This window comes from Bosea sp. 124 (assembly GCF_003046175.1).
In the GTDB taxonomy this organism is placed as follows: Bacteria; Pseudomonadota; Alphaproteobacteria; order Rhizobiales; family Beijerinckiaceae; genus Allobosea.
In genome coordinates this window covers 5,067,222-5,093,100 of sequence record NZ_PZZM01000001.1, presented here as the reverse complement: position 1 = coordinate 5,093,100, position 25,879 = coordinate 5,067,222, and the positions used below count along the sequence as shown (strand labels likewise).

Here is a 25,879-nt window from a genome sequence, read left to right as displayed (position 1 = left end):
CGCAGGAGGAGGGTCTCAGCCGCGCTTCTAGCCAAGGGCCCTGCGCTCGGGAAGTCTCAATCCGCCTGCCGCCCGCGATGTGTGCGGAATTCGGCATGCGACCGGCTCTCGCGGCCCCCGATGCGGCCTGCGTCTTGCGCTTTCCCCGGTGAATGCAGCTCCCCTGTTTCATCCGGAGACGACTATGTTCCGTATCATGCCGAACAACCGCCGGCCGTCGCCGACGATCGTCCTGGCCTCGGTCGCCGTCACCCTCGCCTGGTGGGCGGGGCTCTGCGCGGTCGCTGGCCGCGCGGTCTGGTTCTGGTGATCAGGAATCCTCGTCCGGGCGGAGATAGCCGCCGACGAGGAAGCCGCTCTGCAGCGCGAACAGATAGCCGATCCAGACCAGGACGCTGAAGAAGCCGAACTCACCCCTCGCCAGCCAGAGCGGGAGCATGACCAGCGTCATGGCCAGGCTCGCGGCGAGGATCGCGAAGTGGTTGTAGGACAGCCCGATCAAGATCCCCATGAGAAACAGGATGCCGGCAATAATCATGGTCGGATAGGATCGCTCGTCTCGTGGCACACAGCGAAGTCCGTGGCTGGAAAACGTACTAGCGTACCGTTTGCTCCGATCGATTTTACGGGACGTGCGGGATTTGAATCAAATCGACGGAGCAGGCCGGCGGGTGCCCCGCTTCGGCGTGGCGGATGGTGCCGCAACGAACGCGCCGTGACCCCGCATCACGAAAACCGATTCCCACTCTCTCGGACAATGCTCTAGAAGGCGCCAAACCTCAGGAGCCTCCGATGTCGATCGACGCCTCGACCTTGCAACTCGGGCAGCATGCCGAGCTGCCTGCCTCGCCCGAACAGGCACGCCTCGATCGCGTGCCGAATCCGCATCAGGGCACGTCCTATCTCGCGCGCTTCACCTGTCCCGAGTTCACCTCGATCTGTCCTGTGACCGGACAGCCCGATTTCGGCATCCTCGTGATCGACTACCTGCCGGGTCGATGGCTGGTCGAGTCGAAATCGCTGAAGCTGTATCTCGGCGCTTTCCGCAACCACGGCGCCTTCCACGAGGACTGCACGGTCGGTATCGGCAGGAAGCTCGTCGAGTTGCTGGAACCGGAATGGTTCCGGATCGGCGGCTACTGGTATCCGCGCGGCGGCATCCCGATCGACGTGTTCTGGCAGACGGGCGAGCCGCCGAAGGGGCTCTGGCTGCCGGACCAGGGAGTCGCACCTTATCGCGGACGCTAGAGCCGGATCCGATCCGGTTGATTTAATTCCGGAACGGGCGCTGACACCCGGTTCCGGTTCAGCCGCCTGCCGCGATTATTGCGACAGGCGCAGGCTGGTCAGCGACTGGCCGATCGCCTGGAACGCGGCGGCGAGCGCGGCGGCATTGGTTGCGTCGTAGTAGTGTGCCGCGTCGGTGGCGCAGCCCTGGAGCATCGTCTTGGCCGCGACGTCGGTCACGGCGAACGCCACGGTGAAGACCTCGATGTTCTTGGACTTCGCATAGGTGCAGATGGCCGAGGTGTCCGTGTTCGTCGCGGTGACCTGGTTCGCCGCGGTGGTGGCATTGCTGTTCAGCGTCGCGTGGCTGCCGTCCGCACTGTTGAAGCGCAGCGTGTTCGCGCCGTCCGTCATCAGCACCATCGCCTTGCGCGGCATCCTGTTGGCGGTGTCGTAGGCTGCCCCTTCCGAGAACGGCGCGGTTGGGGACAGGACGTTGACACCCCAGATCATGCCGGCCGGGATATAGGTCTGTGGTCGATAGCCTGTGCCGATATTGATGATCAGGTTATCGATGGCGGTCGTCAGGACGGTCTTTTCCGACGTCAGCGGCACGATCGGATTGAGACATTTCTGGCTTGTTCCGAGGAAGCCCACATAAGGTGTCGTGGGCTCGCTGTCGTTCAGCCTGAGGCTGCCCGTCTTGCGTGAATAGACGCAACCATACCAGCGCGTCGTGGTCGTGCTTGAGCCGCCACCGCTGCACGATTCATAGGGCGCTACGGTCTGGTCGACGCAGGTCGATGGCGTGCAGTCATAGGTTTCGCGGACGCCATCGACAGTGCGGGTGCAGGTGGCGGGCGCGCCCTTCGTGCAGACCGACTTCGTGGTCTTCGTCACGCATGTGCGTGGAGGATTTTGGGTGGTCGTCGTCGTGTCGGGGGGCACCGAGAGCCAGGACTGGCTGCGATTGCCGGTGCCGACATTGACATAGTCGGCGAAGGGCACAATGCCGATCTTCACATTGGTGCCGCCCTCCTTGAGGACGGTCGTGATCAGGTTCTTGGCCGCCGCCTTGAGGATGGTGATCTTGGAGTCGCTGCCGCCGGCGCTGTCCGACATCGACCAGGTGTTGTCGAGGACGAGGGCCATCTCGACCGTGCCGGTCACTTCCTTGACGGCTGCCGACTTGGCGCTGAAGCCCATCGTCTTGATGCCGGCCAGCGACATCAGCGACGTGTCGAGAACGCCGCTCGTCTCGACGGAGACCGTCCCGCTCGCCTCCTGGAAGGTGAAGTTGGTGATCTGGATGTTGTGCCCGTCGATGCCGATGGAATTGGCGACGAAGAAGTTGTTCGCCGCGGTCCGCATCAGGCCTGCATCCTTGCTCGGCAGGCGCGCCGCCGCCAGGGCGGCGGCGTCGGTCGCCGCCTGCAGGGAGGTATGCGCCTTGCTGACGCGGCCATAATCGACCACGGCCCCGGCCAGACAGATCAGGACGACGCCGGCAAAAGCGAACATGGTGACGGTTGCGCCTGATTCCTGTTCGCGGAAGCGGCGGGCAAGCCGAAAAAACGAATCCGTGAAGGACGGGCCCATCGCGGCATCTCCCTTGGCGCAATGGCCTCGCACGGTGTTCTGATGCGAGGCTATTTGCGTTCAGTTGCTCATGAGACCATGCCATGACGCAGAGATGTTGAGATTCCGTTCCGCTAACCTTTGAAACAGACCTTTGTTCTGAAAGGGAATTCCCGTCAGGTCCGGCTGCGGGCGACCGGCATGATGCGCGGCGTGACATAGCCGAACACGGCGATGGCGATGGCGAACAGCAGGATCGCGGTCCCCGTCCCGAGCAGGTGCATCGTGAAGCCCATCACCAGGGGGCCCGTCGCCTGGCCCAGGAAGAAGCTGCAGGCGAACAGCGCCATCGCCGATCCACGTGCGCTCGGCGCGAGTTCCGTCGCCTGTGCCTGGAAGGTGCCGTGCAGCAGGAAGAAGCCGAAGCCCTGCGCCGCGAAGATCGGGATCGCGCTCCACCACGGCCAGTCGAAGGCGAAGAGCGCGAGGCCGAGCGCGCAGATCACGCCGCCCGTCCGCGTCATCAGCGTCGGCCCCAGCCGCTCGACGAGAATGCGGGTCAGAAGCCCATAGACCAGGCAACCGAAGCCCATGCCGGCGATGACGAGCCCGGCCTGCGCCGGCCCGACGCCCGAGCGCTCGAACAGGATCGCGGCGACATAGGCCGGAATGCCGAACAGCAGGATGCCCTCGATGACGACGAGGCCGTAGAGCAGCTTGGTCCTCGGATTGGCGAAGACGATGCGGTAGTTGGCCAGCGCGCCGGCGAGGCTCAGCGCCTTGCGCGTGACGTTGCGGCGCGGCTTCAGGACGACTGCGACGAGAATGGCCGCCAGCGTCGCGATGACCGCCGCCGACAGGAAGGCCGCACGCCAGCCGGCATGGGTCGCGATCAGGCCCGAGCAGGCCGAGCCGGACATCTGTCCGATGATCATCAGCACCAGGAAGCGCCCGAGCGCGACCTGCCGCTCCTGGATCGGAGCGCGGTCACCGATCGCCGCCATGGCGATCGGAATGATGCCGCCCGCCGCGATCCCCGTGACCGCGCGCACCGTGAACATCACCTCATAGGAGCCGGACAGGGCGGCGACGGTGGAGAAGAGCGCCAGCGCGAGCAGGCAGATCAGGATCGTGCGGACCTTGCCGATGGCATCGGCAAGCGGGCCGAGAAAGGGCTGGCCCAGTGCATAGGACAGCGAAAACGCCGTCACCATCATCACGATCTGCGGAATGCTCCGGCTGAACTCGCCGGCGAGCGTCGGGATCAGCGGGTCGATGATCCGCATCGTGAAGGTCGATGCGAAGCCGCAGGCTCCGAGGACCAGAATGAGGGGGCGAAGCGAAGTTGGAGCCGGCGCGAGGGGCGGCGCCGGTGTCGGCGTGTCAGACATAAGCCAGAGTAGGCCTGGCCTTGGCTTTGGCAAGGCGATCAAAGCCTTGCAGCTCTGCGATCAGCGCAGGGAAGGCGCTCAGCGGCACCATGTTGGGGCCGTCGCTGGGGGCGCTGTCGGGGTCCTCATGCGTTTCGATGAACACGCCGGCGACGCCGACGGCAACGGCGGCGCGCGCCAGCACGGGCACGAATTCGCGCTGGCCGCCGCTGGAGGAGCCCTTGCCCCCTGGCTGCTGCACCGAATGGGTCGCGTCGAAGATCACCGGCGCGCCGATGCTCTGGGCCATGATCGGCAGCGCGCGCATGTCGGAGACGAGCGTGTTGTAGCCGAAGGAGACGCCGCGTTCGGTCAGCATGACGTTGGGATTGCCGCTCTCCGTCACCTTGGCGGCGACATTGACCATGTCCCAGGGCGCGAGGAACTGGCCCTTCTTGATGTTGACGACGCGTCCGGTCTGCGCCGCCGCCACCAAGAGATCGGTCTGGCGGCAGAGGAAGGCGGGGATCTGCAGCACGTCGACGCACTCCGCCACTGCCGCGCACTGGCCTGCTTCATGCACGTCGGTCAGGACGGGCAGGCCGGTCGCTTCGCGGATCTCGGCGAAGACGGGCAGGGCGGCCGCAAGCCCCATGCCACGCTCGGCCCTGACGCTGGTCCGGTTGGCCTTGTCGAAGGAGGTCTTGAAGATGAGGCCGATGCCGAGCGATTCCGAGATCTCCTTCAGCGCGAAGGCCATCTCGAGCGCGTGTTCGCGGCTTTCCATCTGGCACGGGCCGGCGATGATCGCGAGCGGCAGCGTGTTGCCGAAGCGGACGGGTGAAGCCAGGTCGGTGCCGACGGAGACGATGGCGTTGGCGGTCATGGGTGGCATCTCCGTTGGGATGAGGCCGCCGGGCTTATGTCCGGTTGGGCCCGCGGGTCAACCCACGGCACCCGCGATGCCGATAAGCTGCGACATCGCGTCGAACGCACTGGCGAAGCGGAGGCGAGGTCTGTAAATTCATCGCCGAAGCATTATGTCGGGTGGGAAACGCCAGGGATCGATCTTGAGAACGATGGCAGCGACGACGACGCAGGCAGGGCACACCACGGGGTCGCGTGACACCGTGGCGGCGCTTGCGGTTGGCTCTGTCGGGGCGGCGGCCGGGCAGACGGACATGGCCGATCGCCCGCGGCGGCCGGTGTCGCCTGGCGATGGCTCGCGGGACGGCGCCGGCACCGCGGTTCTGACCCGTACCAGGACACGCAAGCCGAACCTCTACCGCGTTCTCCTGCTGAACGACGACTACACCCCGATGGAGTTCGTCGTTCACGTCCTGGAACGCTTCTTCAACAAGGATCGTGCCGAAGCCACGCAGATCATGATGCATGTGCATCAGAACGGCGTCGGCGAATGCGGCATCTTCACCTACGAGGTTGCCGAGACGAAGGTCACGCTCGTTATGGATCTTGCGCGCAAGCACATGCATCCGCTCCAATGCGTGATGGAGAAAAAGTAGCCTTGCGTTCGCATACCCATCTGGAAACGGAATAGGAGCGCTATCCGTGCCGAGTTTCTCGCGCAGTCTCGAACAGGCGCTTCACCGGGCCTTGGCCCTCGCCAATGAGCGCCACCACGAATACGCCACGCTGGAGCACCTGCTGCTCGCTTTGGTCGACGATCAGGACGCGGCGGCGGTGATGCGCGCCTGCAGCGTCGATCTCGACACGCTGCGGCGCAACCTCGTCGACTACATCGACGCCGAACTGGCCAATCTGGTCACCGACGGGCGTGATGATTCGAAGCCGACCGCAGGCTTCCAGCGCGTGATCCAGCGTGCCGTCATCCATGTCCAGTCCTCGGGTCGCGAGGAAGTGACCGGCGCCAACGTGCTGGTCGCGATGTTCGCCGAGCGCGAGAGCCACGCCGCCTATTTCCTGCAGGAGCAGGACATGACCCGCTACGACGCGGTCAACTACATCAGCCACGGCATCGCCAAGCGCCCGGGCGCCAGCGAGCCGCGTCCGGTCCGAGGCGTCGAGGAGGAGCCCGAGCAGCAGCGCGATTCGCGTGCCGCCGACCAGGGCAACGATGCCGACAAGGACAAGAAGAAGAAGGAAAGCGCGCTCGACGCCTATTGCGTCAACCTCAACCGCAAGGCCCGCGACGGCCGCATCGATCCGCTGATCGGCCGCGAGGCCGAGGTCCAGCGCACCATCCAGATCCTCTGCCGCCGGCAGAAGAACAACCCGCTGCTGGTCGGCGAGCCCGGCGTCGGCAAGACCGCCATCGCCGAGGGCCTCGCCCTCAAGATCATCCGCGGCGAGGTGCCCGAGGTGCTGGAGGACGCGACGGTCTTCTCGCTCGACATGGGCACGCTGCTGGCCGGCACGCGCTATCGCGGCGATTTCGAGGAGCGCCTCAAGCAGGTGATGAAGGAGATCGAGGCCCACCCCAAGGCGATCATGTTCATAGACGAGATCCATACGGTGATCGGCGCCGGTGCGACATCGGGCGGCGCCATGGATGCATCGAACCTGCTCAAGCCGGCACTCGCCTCGGGCGGCCTGCGCTGCATCGGCTCGACCACCTACAAGGAATACCGCCAGTATTTCGAGAAGGACCGGGCACTCGTCCGCCGTTTCCAGAAGATCGACGTCAACGAGCCGTCGATCCCCGATACGATCGAGATCCTGAAGGGGCTGAAGCCCTATTTCGAGGAGTTCCACAAGCTGCGCTACACCAACGACGCCATCAAGGCGGCGGTGGAGCTGTCGGCCCGCTACATCCATGACCGCAAGCTGCCGGACAAGGCGATCGACGTGATCGACGAGACCGGCGCCTCGCAGATGCTGGTGGCCGAGAACAAGCGCAAGAAGACGATCGGCGTGAAGGAGATCGAGGCCGCCATCGCCACCATGGCGCGGATTCCGGCCAAGACCGTGTCGAAGGACGATGCCGAGGTCCTGCGCAATCTCGAAACCACGCTGAAGCGCACCGTCTACGGCCAGGAGAAGGCGATCGAGGCGCTATCCTCCTCGATCAAGCTGGCGCGTGCCGGCCTGCGCGACGGCGAGAAGCCGATCGGCTGCTATCTCTTCGCGGGGCCGACCGGCGTCGGCAAGACCGAGGTCGCCCGCCAGCTCTCCTCCTCGCTCGGCGTCGAGCTCGTTCGCTTCGACATGTCGGAGTACATGGAGCGTCACACCGTCTCGCGGCTGATCGGCGCGCCTCCGGGCTATGTCGGCTTCGATCAGGGCGGCCTGCTGACCGACCAGATCGACCAGCACCCGCATTGCGTGCTGCTGCTCGACGAAATCGAGAAGGCTCATCCCGACCTGTTCAACATCCTCCTGCAGGTGATGGACCACGGCAAGCTGACCGACAACAACGGCAAGCAGGTCGATTTCAGGAATGTCATCCTGATCATGACGACCAATGCCGGCGCTGCCGACATGGCCCGCAACGCCTATGGCTTCACCCGCCAGAAGCGCGAGGGCGACGACACCGAGGCGATCAACAAGCTGTTCGCGCCGGAATTCCGCAACCGGCTCGATTCGGTGATCTCCTTCGGCCATCTGCCGAAGACGGTCGTGGCCCGCGTCGTCGACAAGTTCGTGCTCCAGCTCGAGGCGCAACTGGCCGACCGCAACGTCACGATCGAGCTGTCGGACGAGGCCCGCGAATGGCTGGTCGAGAACGGTTATGACGAGGCGATGGGCGCCCGCCCGATGGCCCGGCTGATCCAGCAGACGATCAAGACCCCGCTCGCCGACGAGGTGCTGTTCGGGCGCCTCAAGAACGGCGGTGCGGTGAAGGTCGTGGTCGTGCAGTCCGAAACGGGCATCAAGGTGCTCGGCCTCGAATTCCCGGACGGGCCGGTCAAGCCCAAGCCCGAGAAGGACGTGGCAGCCGCCGCCGAGCAGCGTGCCCGCAAGCCGCGCGCCAAGGCGTCGTCTCCCGCAAAGCCGACCTCGGCCGCTCCGCGTCGCGGCGGCGGGACCGGCGGCAAGGCCGGGAAGGGCGATGGCGGCGGCAAGGCGCCGGATGCGCCCAAGGCGCAGCGCTCGGTCCGCACTGTCCCCAAGGTCCCGCTGACGAAGGCTTGAGAGCGTGTTCTTCAGGCGCAAGACAGACACCCTGCTCGCCCATGCGGCGGAGCCCGCTCCGGAAAAGACTCTTCCGGTGCGTCGGGAGAAGCTCGGCTGGTTCGAGAAGCGCGACCGGCGCCGGCGCCGGCGCAAGATGTTCGAGGAGGTGCTGGGCTGGATTCTGGTTCCAGCCTTCATCTACGGGATCTACCTCGCGGTGAAGGCGGTCGGCGGCATTCCCAAGGAGCTGATCGACTTCGGCAACGAGCTCATCGGCATCGTCTTCAAGGGCGGGCGCTGATCGGTGTCGGCGCCTTCCGTGCAGCGGGCGCAGGTCCGCCGCGCGGCACCGCATGTCGGCTTGACCGGCGCAGCTTGCTAGAACCGCGGCAGGGTCGGCGAACGCCGCCGGTCCATTTCTCCCCGGCGGCGATCTGACAGGCGTGCGAACCCATCCATGACAGTTTCGCCGGATTGGGGCTGGCAGCGCGTCGCGCTGGCTGGGATGCGCGATGCACTGTCCTTCCCCGCCTGGATGGTCGGTTTCGGCCTTGTCGGCATCGGCTCGCTGGCGCGCGATGTCGGCTACCCTGTCGATGTCGCGGTGCTCTCGACCGTGCTGGTCTGGGCCGGCCCGTCCCAGGTGATCTTCTTCGCCTCGATCGCCGCGGGCGCCGCCTGGAGCGCGATCGCGATCGCGATCGGTTTCGCCTCGCTGCGCTTCCTGCCGATGACGGTGGCGATCCTGCCGCTGCTGCGCAAGCCCGGGCAGGGCATCAGGATGCAGTTGCTGCTGGCGCATTACGTCGCCGTGACCGGCTGGGCCGAGGGCCTGCGACGCCTGCCCGCCGTGCCGCCGCACCAGCGCGTCACCTATTTCATCGGCTTCTGCCAGACCTGCATGACGGTCAGCGCGATTGGCACCTTCGCGGGCTATTATCTGCTCGGGGCCCTGCCGATCCCCCTTGCGGCCGGCCTGCTCTGCCTGACGCCGATCTTCTTCCTGACCTCGCTGGTCGCCGGCGCCCGCGTCCGCAGCGATGCGCTGGCCATCGCGCTGGGGTTGGCTTTCGCCCCGGTCTCGGACCGCTTCATCGGCGGCGGCTTCGACCTGATCGTCTCCGGCTTGATCGGCGGCAGCATCGCCTTTGCCGTCGGGCGCAAGCGGGCGAGGCCGGCATGACGCAGCCCATCGCCTGGCTCGACGGTCCGTTCTGGCCCTATCTCGCGCTCTTGCTGTTCGCTTTCCTGCCGACCGAGATCTGGCGCTGGCTCGCAGTCGCGATGGCGCGCCGGGTCGCCCCGGACTCGCCGGTGCTGGATTGGGTCAGGGCGGTGGCGACGGCGCTGCTGGCCGGCGTCGTGGCCAAGCTCATCATCGCGCCGCCGGGCGTGCTGGGCGTCGCACCGCTGGCGTTGCGGGTCGGCGCACTCGCCGTGACCGTCGCCATCATCCTCACCAATCGAAGCCGTATCGTGCTGGCGGTGCTGGCCGGCGAGACGACGCTGATGGGCGGAATCTGGCTCCTGAACTGAGCCGGGCCGGCGGTTTCGGACGCCCCGCACGCGGGCTCAGCCGCCCGTCAGCGCCATCCTGATCTTCTCGGCATTGGCGACGAGGATCTCTGGCTTCTCCATAGCGCCGGTATGCGGTCGCAGTGCCACGCCGTCATGGCGCGGCATCACATGCACATGCAGATGGAACACGACCTGCCCGCCTGCGGCCTCGTTGAACTGCTGGATGGTGACGCCGTCCGCTGCGAAAGCGGTCGTGACGGCCCGTGCGAGCCTCTGCGTCGTCAGCGCGACCGCCTGCAGCGCATCCGCCGGTGCATCGAACACGTTCCTGCACGCAGCTTTCGGGACCACCAGCACATGCCCGTCGGCGCGTGGCATGATGTCCATGATCGCCAGCGTCTCGGCATCCTCATAGACGGTGTGCGAAGGCAGCTCGCCACGCAGGATTCTGGCGAAGACATTGGCGGGGTCATAGGCTGTCATGCGAAATCCGGGGCGGGCGAGGTGGAGCGGGATAGATTGTCAGCCTGTCGCGAGCCGGCCGCCGACGTCAAGGCCGCAGCCTCGGCATCGATAAGGCAGGACCCGCATGCAGCGGCAGCACCTCGGCCAGATCGGCGTCGAGCACGAGATCGTCGCGGGCGCCGAGTACCCAGAGGCCTGTCGCCTCGAAGCGCAGCAGCGGTTCGTTCCACCAGCGCTCGATCAGAGCCGCCAGCACGGCGGTCTCCTCGGCGTCGAGATCGTCGACCAGGTTGTAGAGCCCGACGAGATAGAGATCCGATGGCTGCCGCCCGAACGCGGTCTGGATCGCGTGGATCGGGTTCGTCCCGTCACGCCTTTCCGGATAGAGGCGCAGATAGAGCCTTCCCCGGTTGATGTTGCCCGAGAACAAGCCCCTGATCTCGACCGTGAACGACCCGATGCGTGAAACCGCCTCGCGGGTGCGGGCGTCGATCACGGGAGCTTCGACGGTCGATATTGTGCCGCACAGCGTGGCGTGGAGCCGGTCCGCCCGTCGCGGCAGGATGTCCCAGGCGATCTTCGCAGCGAAGGGCGCGCGCCGTATCTCCGCATCGAGCCGGGCGAACGCTGCGGATGCGGCCAGCGCCGCCTCGTCGATCGGCAGCACGAGCGAAAACACCGTCGGGTGCCGGCCCATGTCGTAGAAGCGGCCGTCCTTGCGGGCGATCACGCCAGGATGCGCCGGCGACACCAGTGGGAGATGGGCTAGGCGGTAGGGCTCATCGAGCGTGAGCGGCACGCCATCCGCAAACGGCGTCCGGCTGCGCAGATAGCCCAGCTCGTCATCACTGGAGAACGCGGCGGGGTTTTCCCGCGCCGCCGGCCCGGCTCCATCACTCATGCGTGTCTCCGGCCGTGTCTCCGGCGTTGCGGAACGGGCTCTCGGCCGCGAGCGCGTCCTGCGCCTGCGCGATCTGTTGCCGTTCGCCTGTCAGGTAATGTGCCACGGCGCGTCGCAATCCCGGATCGGCGAGATGGTGCAGCGAGCGTGTGATGACCGGGCGGTAGCCGCGTGCCAGCTTGTGCTCGCCCTGCGCCCCGGCCTCGACGCGGACGAGCCTGTGAGCGATCGCGTAGTCGATCGCCTGATGATAGCACAGCTCGAAATGCAGGAAGGGGTGGTCCTCGATGCAGCCCCAGTTGCGACCGTAGAGCGTGTTGGCGCCACGGAAATTGATCGCGCCCGCGATGTATCGCCCCGCGCGCCGCGCCATCACCAGAACGATACGCTCGCCCATCGCCGCGCCGACCGCCGAAAAGAACGCCCGGTTGAGGTAGGGGCGCCCCCATTTGCGCGCGCCGGTATCCTCGTAGAAGGAATGGAAATCGTCCCAGACCGCTTCTGTCAGGTCGCCCCCGGAGAGAACCTCGACCGTGATGCCGGCGGACAGCGCCTCGCGCCGCTCCCGCTTCAGTGCCTTGCGCTTGCGCGAGGCCAGCGTCGCGAGGAAATCGTCGTAAGCGGCGAAGCCTTCGTTTTGCCAGTGGAACTGCAGGTCGTGCCGTTCGAGATAGCCGGCCTCGCGCAGCGTCGCGATGTCGGGCTCCTGCGCGAAGGTGACATGCACCGAGGAGGCCTCCGCCTGGCCGCGCAGCGCTTCCAGCCCCGCGATCAGCCCGGCCCGCGCCTCTTCGGCCCGCAGCGTATCCGCCACCAGCAGGCGCGGCCCGGTCGCCGGGGTGAAGGGCGCCGCGACCTGAAGCTTGGGGTAGTATTGCCCGCCGGCACGTTCGTAAGCGTCCGCCCAGGCATGGTCGAAGACGTATTCGCCCTGGCTGTGGCTCTTGAGAAAGCTCGGCGCGGCGGCGAGCAGGGCGCCTTCGCCATCCTCGACGAGGAGATAGGCAGGCGACCAGCCCGAGCGCCCGCCGACGCACCCGCTCTCTTCCAGCGCACGCAGGAATTCATGCGAGACGAAAGGGTTGTCATGGTCCGCGCCAGCCTGCACGGCCTCGGCAGGGCGGCTGGGCGCGCCCAGCACCTCGCTCAGCGCAGCCGGATTGGCGCAGGCATTCCAGGCGCCGGCCGGCACGGTCTTGAGCGAGGTGGCGACGCGGACCCTGAGGTCGCCGCGCCCGCCCGAACTCAAGGCTTGAAGCCCTCGAAGACCATCTGGTCGGCATGGCGCGCCGCCATCGCGCGATCCGCTGGCGTCCGCACCGTCCAGCTCATCAGCGGCATCCCGAGCGCGTTCCGGCAGAGATAGGGCGCGGCGCTCTCCAGATCGGAAACCTTCCACGACAGGAAGTCCGGCCTGCTCTCGTCGAAATGCAACAGGTTCGCCATCGCGCGGCGCTTGCCGGCATCGAGATGGGCATAGTCGTCATAGGTGTAGTCGTTCATCGCGACGATCCCGCGGGGCACCGCAGGCGCGATGTCGCGCAGGGCGGTGACGATCTCCGGATCGAACGACTTGAACACGATCGGTTGGCCGGCCCGGCCAGAGACGATCTCGGCGGCGCGGCGCGTCAGCGCGAGATCGCCGTCAAAGCGGCTCTTGATCTCGATGACGAGCGGCACGCGCCCGGCGATCAGGTCGAGAAAGCCGGAGAGCGTCGGGATTTTGGCCTCGCTGCCCTTCAGCGTGATCGCGGCGAGCGCTTCGGCCTTCTGCGCCGCGGCCGCTCCGCTGTGCCCCGTCAGCCGGTCGAGCCCGAAATCATGGAAGACCATGGCCTCGCCATCGGCGCTGAGCTGGACGTCGCATTCGATGCCGAAGCCCCCGGCGATCGCAGCCTCCGCTGCCGGGATGCTGTTCTCGATCACGCCGGCCGCCGCGTCATGCAGCCCCCGATGCGCGATCGGCCGGGCGATCAGCCAGCCCAGGCCGGAATGGGAGTGCTCGTGCATGGATCGGTCGCGCATCAGGCGATCTCGAACATGGCCTCGACCTCGACGGCCGCGTCGGCCGGGAGTTCGGCGACACCGATGGTCGAGCGGGCATGGCGTCCCTTGTCGCCGAGCACCGCGACCATCAGATCGGAGGCGCCGTTCATGATCGCCGGCAAGGCGGCGAAATGGGGAGCGGCATTGATGAAGCCGCCGAGGCGAACGCAGCGCGCGATGCGGCCGAGATCGCCGCCGAGCGCGGCCTTCGCCTGGGCCAGCACATTGATGGCGCAGAGCCGGGCGGCCTCCAGGCCGGCCTCGTTGAAGACCTCGACGCCGAGCTTGCCCTTGTGGCTGTCGGAGAGCTTGCCGTCGAGCCCGAAGCAAAGCTGGCCCGAGATCACGAGCAGATTGCCGGTGATCACATAGGGCACGTAATTGGCGACCGGCGCGGCCGGCGTTGGCAGGGTGATGCCGAGTTCGGCAAGCTTGGCGTCGACGGCATTCATCAGGGCGAACTCCACCGGGGGCAGGGCCTTTCGGGAGGGCTTGGCCTCTCCGAGGGGCTGAGTGCCTTTCATGGCCGATGCCCGGCCCAGCCGCAAGCGCGTGGCCATGCCCTGCGGGCGCGGACGCCGTGCAGGCCGGTCCGTTGCAGGGGCGGCGCGATGCCGCTCGCTCGCTGCCTTGTTTGCGCCATTGCGGCAATGCACCTAGCTTCAACGCACCACCAAACGAAAGCGGCGTGCCCCATGAAGACGAACGCTCCAGGCCTTGCCGGTATCCTCGCCGTTGCGGCGCTCTGGAACGGGGCCGCCTTCGCGCAGCCGCAATCGGCGGGGCGCGTCGTGCTCGTCCCGCACCGGGCGGTCTACGATCTCGTTCTCGACGACGGCAAGGCCGCCAAGAACGTCGAATCGGCCCGCGGCCGCATCGCCTTCGACTTCACCGGCGATGCCTGCGAGGGTTATGCCCTGTCCTTCCGCCAGGTCACGCAGCTCGACAGCGGCGAACGCGGCCCGCGCACCATCGATGCGCGCACCACGAGCTTCGAGGCCGGCGACGGCGCGAGCTACCGCTTCAAGACCGAAAGCTCGGCCAGCGGCACCCCGACCGAGACGGTCGACGGCATGGCGAGCAAGGCCGGCGACGGCTACGAGGTCAAGCTGAGCGCTCCCAAGGCCGAGACCCATCGCGAGGCCATCGGCGCGCTGTTTCCCAATGCCCAGATGAAGGCGGTGATCCAGGCTGCCCGCGCCGGACAGAGCACGCTGAACGTCAGGCTCTATGACGGCGCCAATGGCGGCAAGGATGTCTATGAGACGCTCTCGGTCATCGGCAGGCGCATCGAGGCGAAGCCGGTCGAGACGCCGCTGCTGCGGCCGGAATTCGAGAAGCTGGCGCGCTGGCCGGTGACGATGTCCTATTTCAAGGTCGGATCGGGCGAAACGACGCCTTCCTACACGATCTCCTTTGAGCTCTACGAAAACGGCGTCACTGGCGCCGTGAGGCTCGACTACGGCAGCTTCGCGCTGCGCGGCACGCTCACGCGTCTGGATCTTCTGCCTCAGGCGGAGTGCGCGAAGTAGCGGCGCCGTTGCCAGCCCGCTGCGGCAGGCGCAGGCTCAGCCCCTTGCCGATCGCGGCATCGCCGAAGCGCGCGCGCAAGGCATCGAGCGCGCCCTCCATCGCCTTCAGCCGCGGCGTCGCGACATCGGCGAGGTCGCCATGGTCGGCTTCCTCGGGGCCGGCGAGGTCGCTCGCGCCGATGCCGATCAGCCTGTAGCGCGCGCCCGTGCATTCGCGCCGGAGCAGGTCGCGTCCGGCCGTAAAAAGCCTCGCCGCGAGTTGCGTCGGTTCCGGGAGGCGGGCGGCGCGCGTGATCGAGTGAAAGTCTGCCGTCTTTAGCTTCAGGGTGATGGTTCTCCCCGCAAGCTCCTGATGCTTCAGCCGTTTCGAGGTCTTCTCGCAAAGCCGCCAGAGCACCGGCTCGAGCTCCTCGAAGCGCGCGAGATCGATATCGAGCGTAGTCTCGGTGGAGACGCTCTTGGTTTCCCGGTCGGGCGTCACCCGGCGCTGGTCGATGCCGTTGGCGAGGTTCTTCAGCCGCGGCCCGTCCTTGCCGGCCAGCCGAAAGAGCTTGTCGACCGGCGCCTCGCGTAAATCCCCGATCAGGCGGAATCCGGCCTCGGCGAGCTTGGCGGCGCTGGCCTGCCCGATGCCGGGAATCAGGCCGACCGGCTTGGCCGCGAGAAAGGCCACGGCTTCCGCTCGCCCTATCACCGAGAAGCCGCGCGGCTTGTCCATGTCGGAGGCGACCTTGGCCAGGAATTTCGCATAGGACAGTCCGACGGAGACCGTGATCCCGACCTCGCTCTCGATTCGCCTGGCGAAACGCGCCAGCGTGACGGCCGGGCTCGCATGGTGCAGCAATTCCGTGCCGGCCAGGTCGAGAAAGGCCTCGTCGATCGAGATCGGCTCGACCAGCGGCGTCAGCTCCTGCATCAGCCGGCGGACCTGGCGGCCGACAGCGACGTATTTCGCCATGTCCGGCTTGACGACGACCGCCTCGGGGCAGGCCTTGAGCGCCTTGAACATCGGCATCGCCGAGCGCACGCCATAGGTCCGGGCGATGTAGCAGCAGGTCGAGACCACGCCGCGCTTGCCGCCGCCGATGATCACCGGCTTGTCCATCAGGGATGGGTCGTCGCGCTTCTCGATCGCGGCATAGAAGGCGTCGCAATCGATATGGGCCAGGCTCAACAGGTCGCGCTCGAGGTGGCGCAGCAGGCGCGGCGAACCGCAGGACGGGCAGCGGCGCGGTTCGGACGCCGTGCCGTCATGGTCGCTCAGGCAGTCGCGGCACAGCACCCGCCGCGACGCCGAAGGCTGCATGGGGCTCAAGCCGGCTCGCCGGGATGCGGTCCGCCGAGCCGGTCACGCGCCTGTGCGACGCTCTCCGGACTCACACCCAGATTTCCTGCAAACTCGAGCAGCAGCGAATCGCTGCCGCCGATGTGGTCGAGAACGGCCGAGAGGAAGCCGGGGTCGCTCGCGGCGGCCCGCAGCGTCGCAGGGCCGAGCCCGGTCGTTGCCAGAAACGGCTCGAGCCGCTCGGGCTCTGCGGCCAGGAAGCCCAGAGCGCGCAGCGCCAGCGTCTCGGCGTCCTGAAGGCTGGGCGGTCTCGCCATGACGGTCGTGTGCTCCTGATGAGTCCGGGATCGGGTTTGCGTTTCGTCAACGGCTCGCATGCTAGAGCAGCATCATTGAACGAGGCCGCCAGCTTGGACAATCCGGATCGTGCCGGGAATCCGTGGCGCAAATGAAGGGCGGCATCATGAAGACGGTTCTGATTGTCGAGGACAACGAGCTCAATATGAAGCTCTTCAACGACCTTCTCGAGGCGCATGGCTATGCCACGCTGAAGACAGCCGACGGCATCGAGGCGATCGAGCTGGCCCGCGCGCATCACCCCGACCTGATTCTGATGGACATCCAGCTTCCGGAGGTCTCGGGGCTCGAGGTCACGAAATGGATCAAGGAAGACGATACGCTGAAATCGATCCCCGTCATCGCGGTCACGGCATTCGCGATGAAGGGCGACGAAGAGCGGATCCGGGAGGGTGGCTGCGAGGCCTATCTGTCGAAGCCGATCTCGGTCGCGAAGTTCCTGGAGACCGTCCGTGCCTATGCCGGCACAGCCTGAGCCCTGAGAGCAGCCATGTCCGCGCGCGTCCTCGTCGTCGACGACATCGTCACCAATGTGAAGCTGCTGGAAGCGAAGCTTTCGGCGGAATATTTCGACGTCGTGACCGCGCTCAACGGGCCCGATGCCCTCGCGATCTGCGAGCGTGGCGAGGCTGACATCGTCCTGCTCGACGTGATGATGCCGGGCATGAACGGGTTCGATGTCTGCCGCCGCCTCAAGAGCGAGGCGACGACCGCGCATATCCCGGTCGTGATGGTCACTGCGCTTGATCAGCCCGGCGACCGGCTGAAGGGGCTCGACGCCGGCGCTGATGATTTCCTGACCAAGCCGCTCGACGATACCGCGCTGTTTGCCCGCGTCCGCAGCCTGGTGCGGCTGAAATCGATGACGGACGAGCTGCGCAACCGGGCGCTGGCCTCGCGTCGTCTCGGCATTGCCGATCCACTCGCGGCCGCTGCCTCCGAAACCGGGTTGAACGGTCGCATCCTGCTGGTCGAGGACCGGCCGAGGGTGACCGAGCGCCTGGAAAGCGCGCTCTCGGCCTTTCATGTCGTTGAGATCGAGGCCGACCCGCAGCAGGCGCTGCTGCGCGCCGTCGAGGGAGATTTCGACAGCGTGATCGTCAGCCTCGACCTGACCGACTATGACGGGCTGCGCCTGTGCAGCCAGCTCCGCTCGCTGGAGCGCACCCGCAACGTCTCCGTGCTGATGATGGGCGAGGCCGAGGATCGCACCCGTATCCTGCGCGGCCTCGAGATCGGCGCGCATGACTTCCTGATCCGTCCGATCGACCGCAATGAACTCCTGGCCCGGGTCCGCACCCAGGTCCGGCGCAAGCGCTTCACCGAGAAGCTGCGCGACAGCGTGCAGTCCTCGATGGAGATGGCGGTGATGGACCAGCTCACCGGGCTGCACAACCGCCGCTACATGGACACAAGGATGGCGGCGATGTTCGACGAATCCGCGTTGCGGGCGCGCTCGCTCGCCTTGCTCGTGCTCGACATCGACCACTTCAAGTCGGTGAACGACAGTTGGGGTCACGATGCCGGCGACGAGGTGCTGCGTGAATTCGCCGATCGCGTGCGTGCCTGCACCCGCGGCATCGATCTCGTCGCCCGCATGGGCGGAGAGGAGATCGTCGTGGTGCTGCCGGACACGGCGCTCGATGCCGCCTATGCGGTCGCCGAGCGCATCCGCGAGCGTGTCGTGGCCGAGCCCTTCGGCATTCACGGCGATACGCGCGCCATTCCCGTCACCGTCTCGATCGGCGTGTCGAGCCGGCGCGCCGGCGACGCCTCGCCGGCCGAGATCATGAAACGCGCCGATGATGCGCTCTATCTGGCCAAGGCGAACGGCCGCAACCGCGTCATGGCTGCCAACGCAGCCTGAGTGTTGGCCCATCAGGCGCATGCGTTTCCAGCAAGCACCGGAACGATTTCGGCAACATGACGCTGGGTAATCGCGGCTCGACTGGTTACGCAGTAAGGTTAAGCATCGATGAACATTGGTGAATCGATCGTATTCGATTGATTCGCCCGCGGCCCGGCTGCAAGGGTTTCTGCGACGCAGCGACATCCGCTGCCTCGCGACGCCCCTCGGGTGCTCAGGTCCGCCGCATCTCCTGGGAAACCGGAGGGCTCGGCCGGCCGGTTGCGGACTCTCTGGCCTCCTCAGAACCGCCGCCGGCCGGCCACCTCTTGCCCATCGGCCTTTGCTGAATGCGCGGCCGTTCCGTCAGAAATATTGCGAGATCACGGCCGGCACGCCGTAGCCGATGCCGGCGAAGATCGCCAGAAGCCCGGCGAGGGCCATGGCCGCGCCGACGCGATTGCGCAAGAAGCGCGAAGAGTCGATCTCGACGAGCATCTTCAGCATGCGCCTGCCCGGCCCATGAGGCGTGCTGCGCGGTTCGGGTTGCCTGTCGCCGGTGATCACGATGCGTATTCCGGTGAAAGGGGAAAGCTGCCTTGGGACGGCATTCGGCAGGAACACGCCTGATATGGGCATCGTCTCGGCCGATTGCGACCCGCACCGCGATCCTGGCATCAATATGCATTCACGAGAGTGACATATTCGCCGCAACCATGCCGGAAACAGCCGTTTGAGCCCGGCCGTCGGGCTGATTTCCATGTTGCGGTGCAGCATGGCTATCACCGCTGCCAGCACAGCGTGATATCCTGAGAACGATTCGCATCCTGCTTGTCGATGCGAAGATGCTGGCCTGACATCCTCAATCACTGGAGCGACCCATGCGTATTTTCGCATTGGCGCTCTGCCTCGCGGCGTCACCGTGGGGTGGAGGGCTTGTCTACGCGCATAGTTGGTACCCCTATGACTGCTGCAGCGACCGCGATTGCTGGCCCATGGGGCTGGACGTCGACGCAAGAGAGCCTGATCCGCGCATCGTGCCCGGCGGCTACCTGACCCATGACGGACATTTCGTCCCCGAAAAGGCGACACGCGTCTCCAGGGACGGACGCTTTCACATCTGCCGGAGCGGGGGAACCCTGACCGGCACGGTGATCGCGCCGTCGCAGCGGCCGTTCTGCCTCTTCGTGCCGAAGCCGTACTATTAGAGCGGGATCCGGTCAGGCTGAGCCGACCTGATCGGACGGACTCTCGCCACACTGTCGCTCGACGGGAAAAGCAGGCCGCCTAAAGGCCGGCCGCGCGCCGGAGTGCGTCGTTGATGCGATCCTGCCAGCCGGGGCCGTCGCTCTGGAAGTGTTCGAGCACGTCGCTGTCGATGCGCAGCGAGACGAGTTCCCGTGCGCCCGGCACCGCCGGCCGCGGCGGAGCCGGTGCGGCGGCCTTCGGCGTCGCTGCGCTGAAGAGCGCCTCCGCCTTGTCGCGGGCGCTGACGGGACGGCGTGGCCGGTCGATGCTCATGACGCAAGGGTCCTTCCGCAGGCGATGGCAGGCGATGGCCTGCCGGGACTGGACGAAGCGGGGCGGGCGTTGGAGGGCTAAGAGGCCAACACTTAAGGCAATAAAAAACCGCCCCGGACGGGGCGGCTTTCAATCTCGAACCATCATCAGCAGGCGAAGGGGCCTTACTTGATCTTGGTTTCCTTGAACTCGACGTGCTTGCGCGCGACGGGGTCGTATTTCTTCTTCGACATCTTCTCCGTCATCGTGCGGGAGTTCTTCTTCGTCACGTAGAAGAAGCCGGTGTCGGCGGTCGAAAGCAGCTTCACTTTAATGGTCACGGCCTTGGCCATGGGGATATCCTCGAACCATGTGGGGCTGGTGAGGCCCACGGGAAATGATAATGGCCGGGCGAACCCGGCAAACCGTCGGGCGTGGGAATGCCGTAAAGGCCTGTCGAAGTCAAGGTGGAATGGCGTGGCGGCGCGCGACTTTCGCGCCGGCAGCCGGCGTCAGAGCTCCTCGCGCACGAAGCTGCCCTTCTTCTCCCAGAAGAAGGGCACCGGCAAATAGGGCGCGAAGCCCGCGGCGATACGGGCCTCGACCTCCTGGATGATGACCTTGGTGATGGCGGGCAGGTCGAGCCGCTTGGCCTCGTCGAAATCGACCCAGACCAGATCGATCAGTTCCGAATCGGGGCCGACGACATTCTCGATCTGCTTGGCCGAGGCCGAGGCATCAACGGTGAAGAAGCGGGTGTCGAATCGCTTCGGCCGGCGTGGCGGCGTGATGGCCCGGGCCACGAACGAAATCGCGGAGAGGTCCGGATAGATGCCGTGCCCGGCGAACTCGCTCCAGCTCCCGGCCGGCGGCCGCTCCGGTGCCCCGTACTCGGCCGAGCCGAAGAGCAGGCCGGTTTCCTCGAAGGTCTCGCGGATCGCGGCCAGGGCGAGCGCCCGCGCCTTGGCGGCGGTCGGCCGCACGGTCCGCGCCGTGAGCCTGTCCTCGCAGATCTGGGAGAGTGCGCCCGTCGCCGTCATCCGCCTGTCGCCCGGATCGACGCGGCCACCAGGGAAGACGTATTTGCCCGGCATGAATTTGTGGCTGGGGTGACGCTTGCCCATCAGGATGCGCGGCTTCGCGGCGCTGCGATCGAGAATCATCATCGTCGCCGCATCCTTGGGGCGGATGTTGGTCGCGACGCGGACGCGCTCGGTCTGGGTCAGGGTGACGGCGTGATCGTTCATGACTGGTGGACCGTTGGCGGGAGGGGCTGGCGCTCGGGCGTATCGGGCGTGCCGCCGAAACCGTGCATGCGCATCGCCCATTGCAGGCCGATGACCCCGCCCTTCGCCGGCTGCATCAGCAGCAGGGACAGGATCACGGTCAGGGCGGGCCAGATCGCCATATGCAGCCCCATCGACCAGTCGGCGTATTTCTCCGCCATCAGAATCCCGCCGACGACGATGTGGCCGACGATGGTGATGACGAGATAGGGCGGCAGGTCGTCGGCGCGCTGGTAGTGCAGCGGTTCGCCGCAGGCGGCGCAGGTATCGACCGGCTTGAGGAAGCCCCGGAACAGCCGGCCCTGACCGCAGCGCGGGCAACGGCCGCGCAGCCCGTTGCCGATCGCGCTGCGCCAGTCGCGCTCCACGGGGCGCTCGGCCGCTGTGTGAATCTGGATCGCCATCATCGCCTCTTGCCGGATTTCGATGTGCCCGGCTTGCCTTTTCCGGGCTTGCCAGGCCCGCTTCTGCCAGGACCGCTCTTGCCCGGCGCCCGACCTCCCGGCCCGCCGAATGTCGAGCCAGGCCGGCCTCGCGCGGAAAACGGCGTGCGGCCCGCACGGACGCCAGGGCTCGACGATGCCCCCTGCCGCCCTTCCGAGAGCAATTCGAAGCGCAGCGCGCCCGCGACGGGGGCCGCCTCGACCAGCTTGACATGGACCCGGTCGCCGAGACGGAAGCTCTCACCGGTGCGCTCGCCGATCAGGGCGTGAACGGCTTCGTCATAGCGATAGTAGTCGGCGCCCAGCGTCGAGGCGGGGATGAAGCCGTCGGCGCCGGTACCGTCGAGCTTGACGAACAGCCCGGCGCGGTTGACGCCGCCGATGCGCCCGTCGAAGGACGATCCGATCTGGTCGGCGAGGAAATGCGCGATCAGCCGATCCGTGGTCTCGCGCTCTGCCGCCATGGCGCGCCGCTCGGCCGCCGAGATTCGCGTCGAGACCTCGCGCAATGCCTCCAGCGTCGTGCCTCTGCCCAGCCCGTCATCGCCGGCTTTCAGCGCGGCGATCAGGGCCCGATGCACGACGAGATCGGCATAGCGCCGGATCGGCGAGGTAAAATGCGCGTAGCGGCGCAGGTTCAGGCCGAAATGCCCGTAATTCTCGGCGACATATTCGGCCTGCGCCTGGGTTCGCAGCACCACCTCGTTGATGAAGGTCTCGTTCTCCGAGCCCTTGATCATCGCGAGGATGCGGTTGAACAGCACTGGCCGCAGCACGCCGTCCTTCGGCAGCTTGATCCCGATCGAGGCCAGGACCTCGCCGAGCGCCCGCATCTTTTCCAGCGAGGGCTCGTCATGGCAGCGATAGATCAGGAGGCTGCCGGCCTTCTCCAGCGTCTCCGAAGCGGCGACGTTGGCGAGGATCATGAACTCCTCGATCAGCTTATGCGCGGCCAGGCGCTCCGGCACGATGACGCGATCGACCGAGCCGTCGGCCTTCAGCACCAGCTTGCGTTCCGGCAGGTCGAGATCGAGCGGCTGGCGCGCGTCGCGGGCGCGCGCCGCGACGCCATACGCCGCCCAGAGCGGCATCAGGATCGCATCGCGAACCGCACCCGCTTTTTCGTCGCCCTGGCCGTCGATGGCTCCCTGAGCCTGCTGGTAGGAGAGCTTCGCCGCCGAGCGCATCAGGACGCGGTGGAAGGAGTGGCTCTTCTTAGAACCATCCGCCTTGAGCACGAGCCGGACCGCCAGTGCCGGGCGGTCCTCGCCCTCGCGCAGCGAGCAGAGATCGTTGGAGATGCGCTCGGGCAGCATCGGCACGACACGGTCGGGGAAATAGACCGAGTTGCCGCGCTCCAGCGCCTCCTTGTCGAGCGATGAACCGGGCCGGACATAGGCCGCGACATCGGCGATCGCGACAGTCACGACATGGCCGCCCGGATTCTCCGGATCGTCGTCGGGAGCGGCATGGACCGCGTCGTCATGGTCCTTGGCGTCTGCCGGGTCGATCGTGATCAGCGGCAGCTCGCGCCAGTCCTCGCGCCCCGCCGTGCCCGCCGGCCGCACGGCCTCGGCCTCTGCGATCGTCGCGGGCTGGAAGACATGCGGGATGCCATGGGCATGGATCGCGATCAGGCTGACAGCGCGCTCCGATTTCAGCGAGCCGAGTCTTTCGCGTACTTGCGCCTCGGGCGGGCCGAACCGGCTCTCGCTGCGCAGCGCAACCGAGACGAGGTCGCCATCCTGTGCGTCGCCGGTCTGTCCCCTTGGGATCAGCGCCTCGCGGCCCTGCGCCTTCTTGTCGATCGGGATCAGCCGGCCCGAGCCGTCGGGCAGGGCGCGGAAGATACCGAGCACCTGCGCCTTGCCCTTGCCCATCACCTTCAGCACGCGGCCGGAATAGGCGAAGCCGTCGACGCCCTTGAGGCGCGTCAGCTTGAGCAGGACATGGTCGCCAATGCCCGGAGCAGGCGCCGCATGGCGCTTGGCGCGAAACTCGCGCTGCCGCTCGACCAGAATCCTGGGCGGCGCGCCCTGGTCGGCCTCGTTCCATTCCAGCGGTGCCGCGAACGGGTCGCCGTCGCGATCCTTGCCCTTGATCTCGCAGAGCAGGACCGGCGGCAGGGCGCCACGGGGATGCACTGGCCGCTCGACGCCGTCGCCGCCGGTCTCGCCCTCTTCCTCGAGCTCCTTGAGAATGCGCTTGAGCCAGATCTTGCCACCGCCGGACAGGCCGAAGGCCTTGGCGATCTCGCGCCGGCCGACCTCGCGGCCGGCCTCCCGCTCGGATTCGACGAAGTCGAGGATCGCCTGGCGGCTGGGTTCAGGCGCGGACAACGCGGTGGCTCTCGGACAGGCTTGCGGGGAAACTTGAATGCAGGGTCATGGCCCTGATGTCGCACGCGCCACGCCAGGATACCAGAACCACCACCGAATTGGTCCCCTGCAACGAAAGAAGGGCTGCCCTTTCGGGCAGCCCTTCCATTGCCGAACCGCAGCCCCGGTAACCGGGCCTGAAGATCCAAAAGCTCACGCGGAACAAGAACCCCATATGGAAAGAGCCCAGGTCCGCCCGCTTTGAACCAGCGGTTGATGACAATGAGACACTGGATCACCTCCTTTCAGTTGTTACCGACGATGTCAGGCTAGGTCGATTCTCGACCCGGCGTAAATGTCAAAAAACACGCTGCCGGACGTGTGGGAATCTGAGGCGGGAGCGCCTGAATCGCGCAGTTCCCGGCAACTGCCTAATTTCGCGCCGGCTTTCATGCTTATTATTTAGACAAATACCGCGGTCCCGCATGATTTTTGCGTGCGTGAGGTCATGGACCGCAGGAAATGCCGTCGGAGGAGAGCATTTGGCAGAGACTTGTGGTTCCGTAACGTCCGGTTGTGCCGTTGGCACGTCGCTTGCGAGCCATCTGCCTCGGGCCGGGGAGGCCCGCCGCCGCCCACTCAAGGGCGCGGCCAACCAGGGATGGTTCGGGGGATATGTCCGTGAACACCACACGTCGCGTTATTTTGGGTGCCGCTCTCGCGGGCGCCACCATTCTGGGCTCATATCTGCCGGCTGCGGCGCAAGAGACCATCAAGGTCGGCATCCTCCACTCGCTCTCGGGCACGATGGCGATCTCCGAGACGACGTTGAAGGACGTCATGCTCATGCTCATCGAAGAGCAGAACAAGAAGGGCGGCGTGCTCGGCAAGAAGCTCGAGGCGGTCGTGGTCGATCCGGCCTCGAACTGGCCGCTCTTCGCCGAGAAGGCCCGCGAGCTCATCACCAAGGACAAGGTCTCGGCCGTGTTCGGCTGCTGGACCTCGGTTTCCCGCAAGTCGGTGCTGCCGGTCTTCAAGGAGCTGAACTCGATCCTGTTCTACCCCGTCCAGTACGAGGGCGAGGAGAGCGAGCGCAATGTGTTCTACACCGGCGCCGCGCCGAACCAGCAGGCGATCCCGGCCGTCGACTACCTCGCCAAGGAGGAGAAGGTTCAGCGCTGGGTCCTCGCCGGCACCGACTATGTCTACCCACGCACGACCAACAAGGTCCTTGAGGCCTATCTGAAGGCGAAGGGCGTCAAGTCCGAAGACATCATGATCAACTACACGCCGTTCGGTCATTCGGACTGGCAGACGATCGTCTCCGACATCAAGAAGTTCGGCACCGCCGGCAAGAAGACCGCCGTGGTCTCGACCATCAATGGTGACGCCAACGTGCCGTTTTACAAGGAACTCGGCAACCAGGGCGTCAAGGCGACTGACATCCCGGTCGTGGCCTTCTCGGTCGGCGAGGAAGAACTGGCCGGCATCGACACCAAGCCGCTGCTCGGCCATCTCGCCGCGTGGAACTACTTCCAGTCGGTCAAGACGCCCGAGAACGAGGCCTTCATCAAGCAGTGGAAGGCCTACAAGAAGAACGACAAGGCTGTCACTAACGATCCGATGGAGGCCCATGTCATCGGCTTCGCCATGTGGGTGAAGGCTGTCGAGAAGGCCAAGAGCTTCGATCCCGACAAGGTCATCGACGCTCTGCCCGGCATCGAGGCGCCGAACCTGACCGGCGGCATCTCGAAGATGCTTCCGAACCACCACATCACCAAGCCTGTCCTGATCGGCGAGATCAAGGCCGACGGCCAGTTCGACGTGGTCTCCAAGACCGGCCTCGTCGCCGGCGACGCCTGGTCCAAGGAGCTCGACGGTTCCAAGGACCTGATCGGCGACTGGGTCGAGAAGAAGTGCGGCAACTTCAACGTCAAGACCGGCAAGTGCGGCGGCGCGTGAGGGCGGCCTGCTGAGTTCAAGAGGGGGAGGGACGGCACGGACTTCATAAAATCCGGCCGTTCCTCGAATTCGACGATGCCCCCGGCCTTGGCGCCGGGGGCATCCGACACCGCCGATCCAGACTGCAACCGAACCAGGTTGCAGGCCTGC

Annotated in this window: 29 protein-coding genes; 12 read left to right on the top strand and 17 right to left on the bottom strand. The window is 66.3% G+C overall.

What is annotated here, in order from left to right:
- Nucleotides 1-184 precede the first annotated feature (184 nt).
- Nucleotides 185-310: a hypothetical protein gene (locus C8D03_RS27015; protein ID WP_282568606.1), complete on the top strand. Its 126-nt coding sequence runs from the start codon at nucleotides 185-187 to the stop codon at nucleotides 308-310.
- Here the strand turns inward: C8D03_RS27015 and C8D03_RS24130 are convergent, their stop codons facing one another.
- Nucleotides 311-538, bottom strand: coding sequence for a hypothetical protein (locus tag C8D03_RS24130; RefSeq protein WP_108050366.1), 228 nt, complete (start codon nucleotides 536-538; stop codon nucleotides 311-313).
- Nucleotides 539-792: 254 nt separating this feature from the next.
- Here C8D03_RS24130 and queF point away from each other — a divergent pair, with 254 nt between their 5' ends.
- Entirely contained in the window at nucleotides 793-1,248 is a 456-nt protein-coding gene (gene queF / locus C8D03_RS24125; RefSeq protein ID WP_108050364.1) for a preQ(1) synthase, read from the top strand.
- Between the two features lie 75 nt (nucleotides 1,249-1,323).
- Here the strand turns inward: queF and C8D03_RS24120 are convergent, their stop codons facing one another.
- The 3 genes from C8D03_RS24120 to kdsA all read right to left on the bottom strand — a co-directional run bounded on the left by C8D03_RS24120 (nucleotide 1,324) and on the right by kdsA (nucleotide 5,061).
- Nucleotides 1,324-2,748, bottom strand: a complete 1,425-nt coding sequence (locus C8D03_RS24120; RefSeq protein ID WP_181301215.1) for a pilus assembly protein TadG-related protein — start codon at nucleotides 2,746-2,748, stop codon at nucleotides 1,324-1,326.
- Between the two features lie 233 nt (nucleotides 2,749-2,981).
- A complete protein-coding gene (locus tag C8D03_RS24115; RefSeq protein ID WP_108050358.1) occupies nucleotides 2,982-4,196 on the bottom strand; it encodes an MFS transporter in 1,215 nt (404 codons plus the stop codon).
- A complete protein-coding gene (kdsA, locus tag C8D03_RS24110; protein ID WP_181301210.1) occupies nucleotides 4,189-5,061 on the bottom strand; it encodes a 3-deoxy-8-phosphooctulonate synthase in 873 nt (290 codons plus the stop codon). Before kdsA ends, C8D03_RS24115 begins: the two co-directional genes overlap by 8 nt.
- A 295-nt stretch (nucleotides 5,062-5,356) precedes the next feature.
- On the opposite strand from kdsA, the gene clpS reads away from it, so the two are divergent.
- The 5 genes from clpS (at nucleotide 5,357) to C8D03_RS24085 (ending at nucleotide 9,806) form a co-directional block, all read left to right on the top strand.
- Nucleotides 5,357-5,698, top strand: coding sequence for an ATP-dependent Clp protease adapter ClpS (gene clpS / locus C8D03_RS24105; RefSeq protein WP_108051957.1), 342 nt, complete (start codon nucleotides 5,357-5,359; stop codon nucleotides 5,696-5,698).
- A gap of 46 nt (nucleotides 5,699-5,744) precedes the next feature.
- Nucleotides 5,745-8,288: an ATP-dependent Clp protease ATP-binding subunit ClpA gene (gene clpA, locus C8D03_RS24100; RefSeq protein WP_108050354.1), complete on the top strand. Its 2,544-nt coding sequence runs from the start codon at nucleotides 5,745-5,747 to the stop codon at nucleotides 8,286-8,288.
- Nucleotides 8,289-8,292: 4 nt separating this feature from the next.
- Nucleotides 8,293-8,571 (top strand): hypothetical protein, encoded by a 279-nt coding sequence (locus C8D03_RS24095; protein WP_108050352.1) that lies wholly within the window; start codon nucleotides 8,293-8,295, stop codon nucleotides 8,569-8,571.
- Between the two features lie 156 nt (nucleotides 8,572-8,727).
- Nucleotides 8,728-9,453 carry an AzlC family ABC transporter permease gene (locus tag C8D03_RS24090; protein ID WP_108050350.1) on the top strand — a complete coding sequence of 242 codons (726 nt, stop codon included), beginning with the start codon at nucleotides 8,728-8,730 and terminating at the stop codon, nucleotides 9,451-9,453.
- Nucleotides 9,450-9,806 carry an AzlD domain-containing protein gene (locus tag C8D03_RS24085; protein ID WP_108050348.1) on the top strand — a complete coding sequence of 119 codons (357 nt, stop codon included), beginning with the start codon at nucleotides 9,450-9,452 and terminating at the stop codon, nucleotides 9,804-9,806. Before C8D03_RS24090 ends, C8D03_RS24085 begins: the two co-directional genes overlap by 4 nt.
- 36 nt (nucleotides 9,807-9,842) lie before the next feature.
- Here C8D03_RS24085 and C8D03_RS24080 read toward each other — a convergent pair whose 3' ends face one another.
- From C8D03_RS24080 to C8D03_RS24060, 5 genes are all read right to left on the bottom strand, one after another.
- Nucleotides 9,843-10,271, bottom strand: coding sequence for an HIT family protein (locus C8D03_RS24080; protein WP_108050346.1), 429 nt, complete (start codon nucleotides 10,269-10,271; stop codon nucleotides 9,843-9,845).
- Nucleotides 10,272-10,338: 67 nt separating this feature from the next.
- A complete protein-coding gene (locus C8D03_RS24075; RefSeq protein WP_108050344.1) occupies nucleotides 10,339-11,154 on the bottom strand; it encodes a hypothetical protein in 816 nt (271 codons plus the stop codon).
- Complete coding sequence (locus C8D03_RS24070; protein WP_248308606.1) at nucleotides 11,147-12,403, bottom strand: GNAT family N-acetyltransferase; 1,257 nt, start codon at nucleotides 12,401-12,403, stop codon at nucleotides 11,147-11,149. The genes C8D03_RS24075 and C8D03_RS24070 overlap by 8 nt, the downstream gene beginning before the upstream one ends.
- Complete coding sequence (locus C8D03_RS24065) at nucleotides 12,400-13,179, bottom strand: glycerophosphodiester phosphodiesterase family protein (protein WP_248308605.1); 780 nt, start codon at nucleotides 13,177-13,179, stop codon at nucleotides 12,400-12,402. The genes C8D03_RS24070 and C8D03_RS24065 overlap by 4 nt, the downstream gene beginning before the upstream one ends.
- The gene (locus tag C8D03_RS24060) at nucleotides 13,179-13,652 is read right to left on the bottom strand and encodes a RidA family protein (RefSeq protein ID WP_108051954.1); all 474 of its coding nucleotides are present in this window, start codon (nucleotides 13,650-13,652) and stop codon (nucleotides 13,179-13,181) included. The genes C8D03_RS24065 and C8D03_RS24060 overlap by 1 nt, the downstream gene beginning before the upstream one ends.
- Nucleotides 13,653-13,895: 243 nt before the next feature.
- Here C8D03_RS24060 and C8D03_RS24055 point away from each other — a divergent pair, with 243 nt between their 5' ends.
- Nucleotides 13,896-14,732, top strand: a complete 837-nt coding sequence (locus C8D03_RS24055; RefSeq protein ID WP_108050342.1) for a cell envelope integrity EipB family protein — start codon at nucleotides 13,896-13,898, stop codon at nucleotides 14,730-14,732.
- On the opposite strand, the gene C8D03_RS24050 is transcribed toward C8D03_RS24055, so the two are convergent.
- Together C8D03_RS24050 and C8D03_RS24045 are read right to left on the bottom strand one after the other, a co-directional pair.
- Entirely contained in the window at nucleotides 14,689-16,038 is a 1,350-nt protein-coding gene (locus tag C8D03_RS24050) for a DNA polymerase IV (protein WP_108050340.1), read from the bottom strand. The two genes, C8D03_RS24055 and C8D03_RS24050, sit on opposite strands and share 44 nt — an antisense overlap.
- Nucleotides 16,039-16,043: 5 nt before the next feature.
- Nucleotides 16,044-16,334 carry a DUF3572 domain-containing protein gene (locus C8D03_RS24045; RefSeq protein WP_108050338.1) on the bottom strand — a complete coding sequence of 97 codons (291 nt, stop codon included), beginning with the start codon at nucleotides 16,332-16,334 and terminating at the stop codon, nucleotides 16,044-16,046.
- 143 nt (nucleotides 16,335-16,477) lie between these two features.
- On the opposite strand from C8D03_RS24045, the gene C8D03_RS24040 reads away from it, so the two are divergent.
- Nucleotides 16,478-16,849, top strand: coding sequence for a response regulator (locus C8D03_RS24040; RefSeq protein WP_054208871.1), 372 nt, complete (start codon nucleotides 16,478-16,480; stop codon nucleotides 16,847-16,849).
- Between the two features lie 15 nt (nucleotides 16,850-16,864).
- On the top strand, nucleotides 16,865-18,241 hold the full coding sequence (locus C8D03_RS24035; protein WP_108050336.1) for a PleD family two-component system response regulator: 1,377 nt from the start codon (nucleotides 16,865-16,867) through the stop codon (nucleotides 18,239-18,241).
- Nucleotides 18,242-18,586: 345 nt separating this feature from the next.
- Here C8D03_RS24035 and C8D03_RS26295 read toward each other — a convergent pair whose 3' ends face one another.
- The gene (locus tag C8D03_RS26295; RefSeq protein WP_146170278.1) at nucleotides 18,587-19,018 is read right to left on the bottom strand and encodes a hypothetical protein; all 432 of its coding nucleotides are present in this window, start codon (nucleotides 19,016-19,018) and stop codon (nucleotides 18,587-18,589) included.
- Between the two features lie 83 nt (nucleotides 19,019-19,101).
- On the opposite strand from C8D03_RS26295, the gene C8D03_RS24030 reads away from it, so the two are divergent.
- Nucleotides 19,102-19,428 carry a hypothetical protein gene (locus tag C8D03_RS24030; RefSeq protein WP_248308604.1) on the top strand — a complete coding sequence of 109 codons (327 nt, stop codon included), beginning with the start codon at nucleotides 19,102-19,104 and terminating at the stop codon, nucleotides 19,426-19,428.
- A gap of 79 nt (nucleotides 19,429-19,507) precedes the next feature.
- On the opposite strand, the gene C8D03_RS24025 is transcribed toward C8D03_RS24030, so the two are convergent.
- The 5 genes from C8D03_RS24025 to rnr all read right to left on the bottom strand — a co-directional run bounded on the left by C8D03_RS24025 (nucleotide 19,508) and on the right by rnr (nucleotide 23,788).
- The gene (locus tag C8D03_RS24025) at nucleotides 19,508-19,741 is read right to left on the bottom strand and encodes a BrnA antitoxin family protein (protein ID WP_108050334.1); all 234 of its coding nucleotides are present in this window, start codon (nucleotides 19,739-19,741) and stop codon (nucleotides 19,508-19,510) included.
- A gap of 164 nt (nucleotides 19,742-19,905) precedes the next feature.
- Complete coding sequence (gene rpmG / locus C8D03_RS24020) at nucleotides 19,906-20,073, bottom strand: 50S ribosomal protein L33 (RefSeq protein ID WP_108050332.1); 168 nt, start codon at nucleotides 20,071-20,073, stop codon at nucleotides 19,906-19,908.
- A gap of 159 nt (nucleotides 20,074-20,232) precedes the next feature.
- Complete coding sequence (locus C8D03_RS24015) at nucleotides 20,233-20,967, bottom strand: NUDIX hydrolase (RefSeq protein WP_108050331.1); 735 nt, start codon at nucleotides 20,965-20,967, stop codon at nucleotides 20,233-20,235.
- The gene (locus C8D03_RS24010; RefSeq protein ID WP_108051953.1) at nucleotides 20,964-21,410 is read right to left on the bottom strand and encodes a DUF983 domain-containing protein; all 447 of its coding nucleotides are present in this window, start codon (nucleotides 21,408-21,410) and stop codon (nucleotides 20,964-20,966) included. Before C8D03_RS24010 ends, C8D03_RS24015 begins: the two co-directional genes overlap by 4 nt.
- On the bottom strand, nucleotides 21,410-23,788 hold the full coding sequence (gene rnr, locus C8D03_RS24005) for a ribonuclease R (RefSeq protein WP_108050329.1): 2,379 nt from the start codon (nucleotides 23,786-23,788) through the stop codon (nucleotides 21,410-21,412). Before rnr ends, C8D03_RS24010 begins: the two co-directional genes overlap by 1 nt.
- Before the next feature lie 654 nt (nucleotides 23,789-24,442).
- Between rnr and urtA the strand changes: the two genes are divergently transcribed.
- Nucleotides 24,443-25,729, top strand: a complete 1,287-nt coding sequence (gene urtA / locus C8D03_RS23995; protein ID WP_108050324.1) for an urea ABC transporter substrate-binding protein — start codon at nucleotides 24,443-24,445, stop codon at nucleotides 25,727-25,729.
- Nucleotides 25,730-25,879 lie beyond the last annotated feature (150 nt).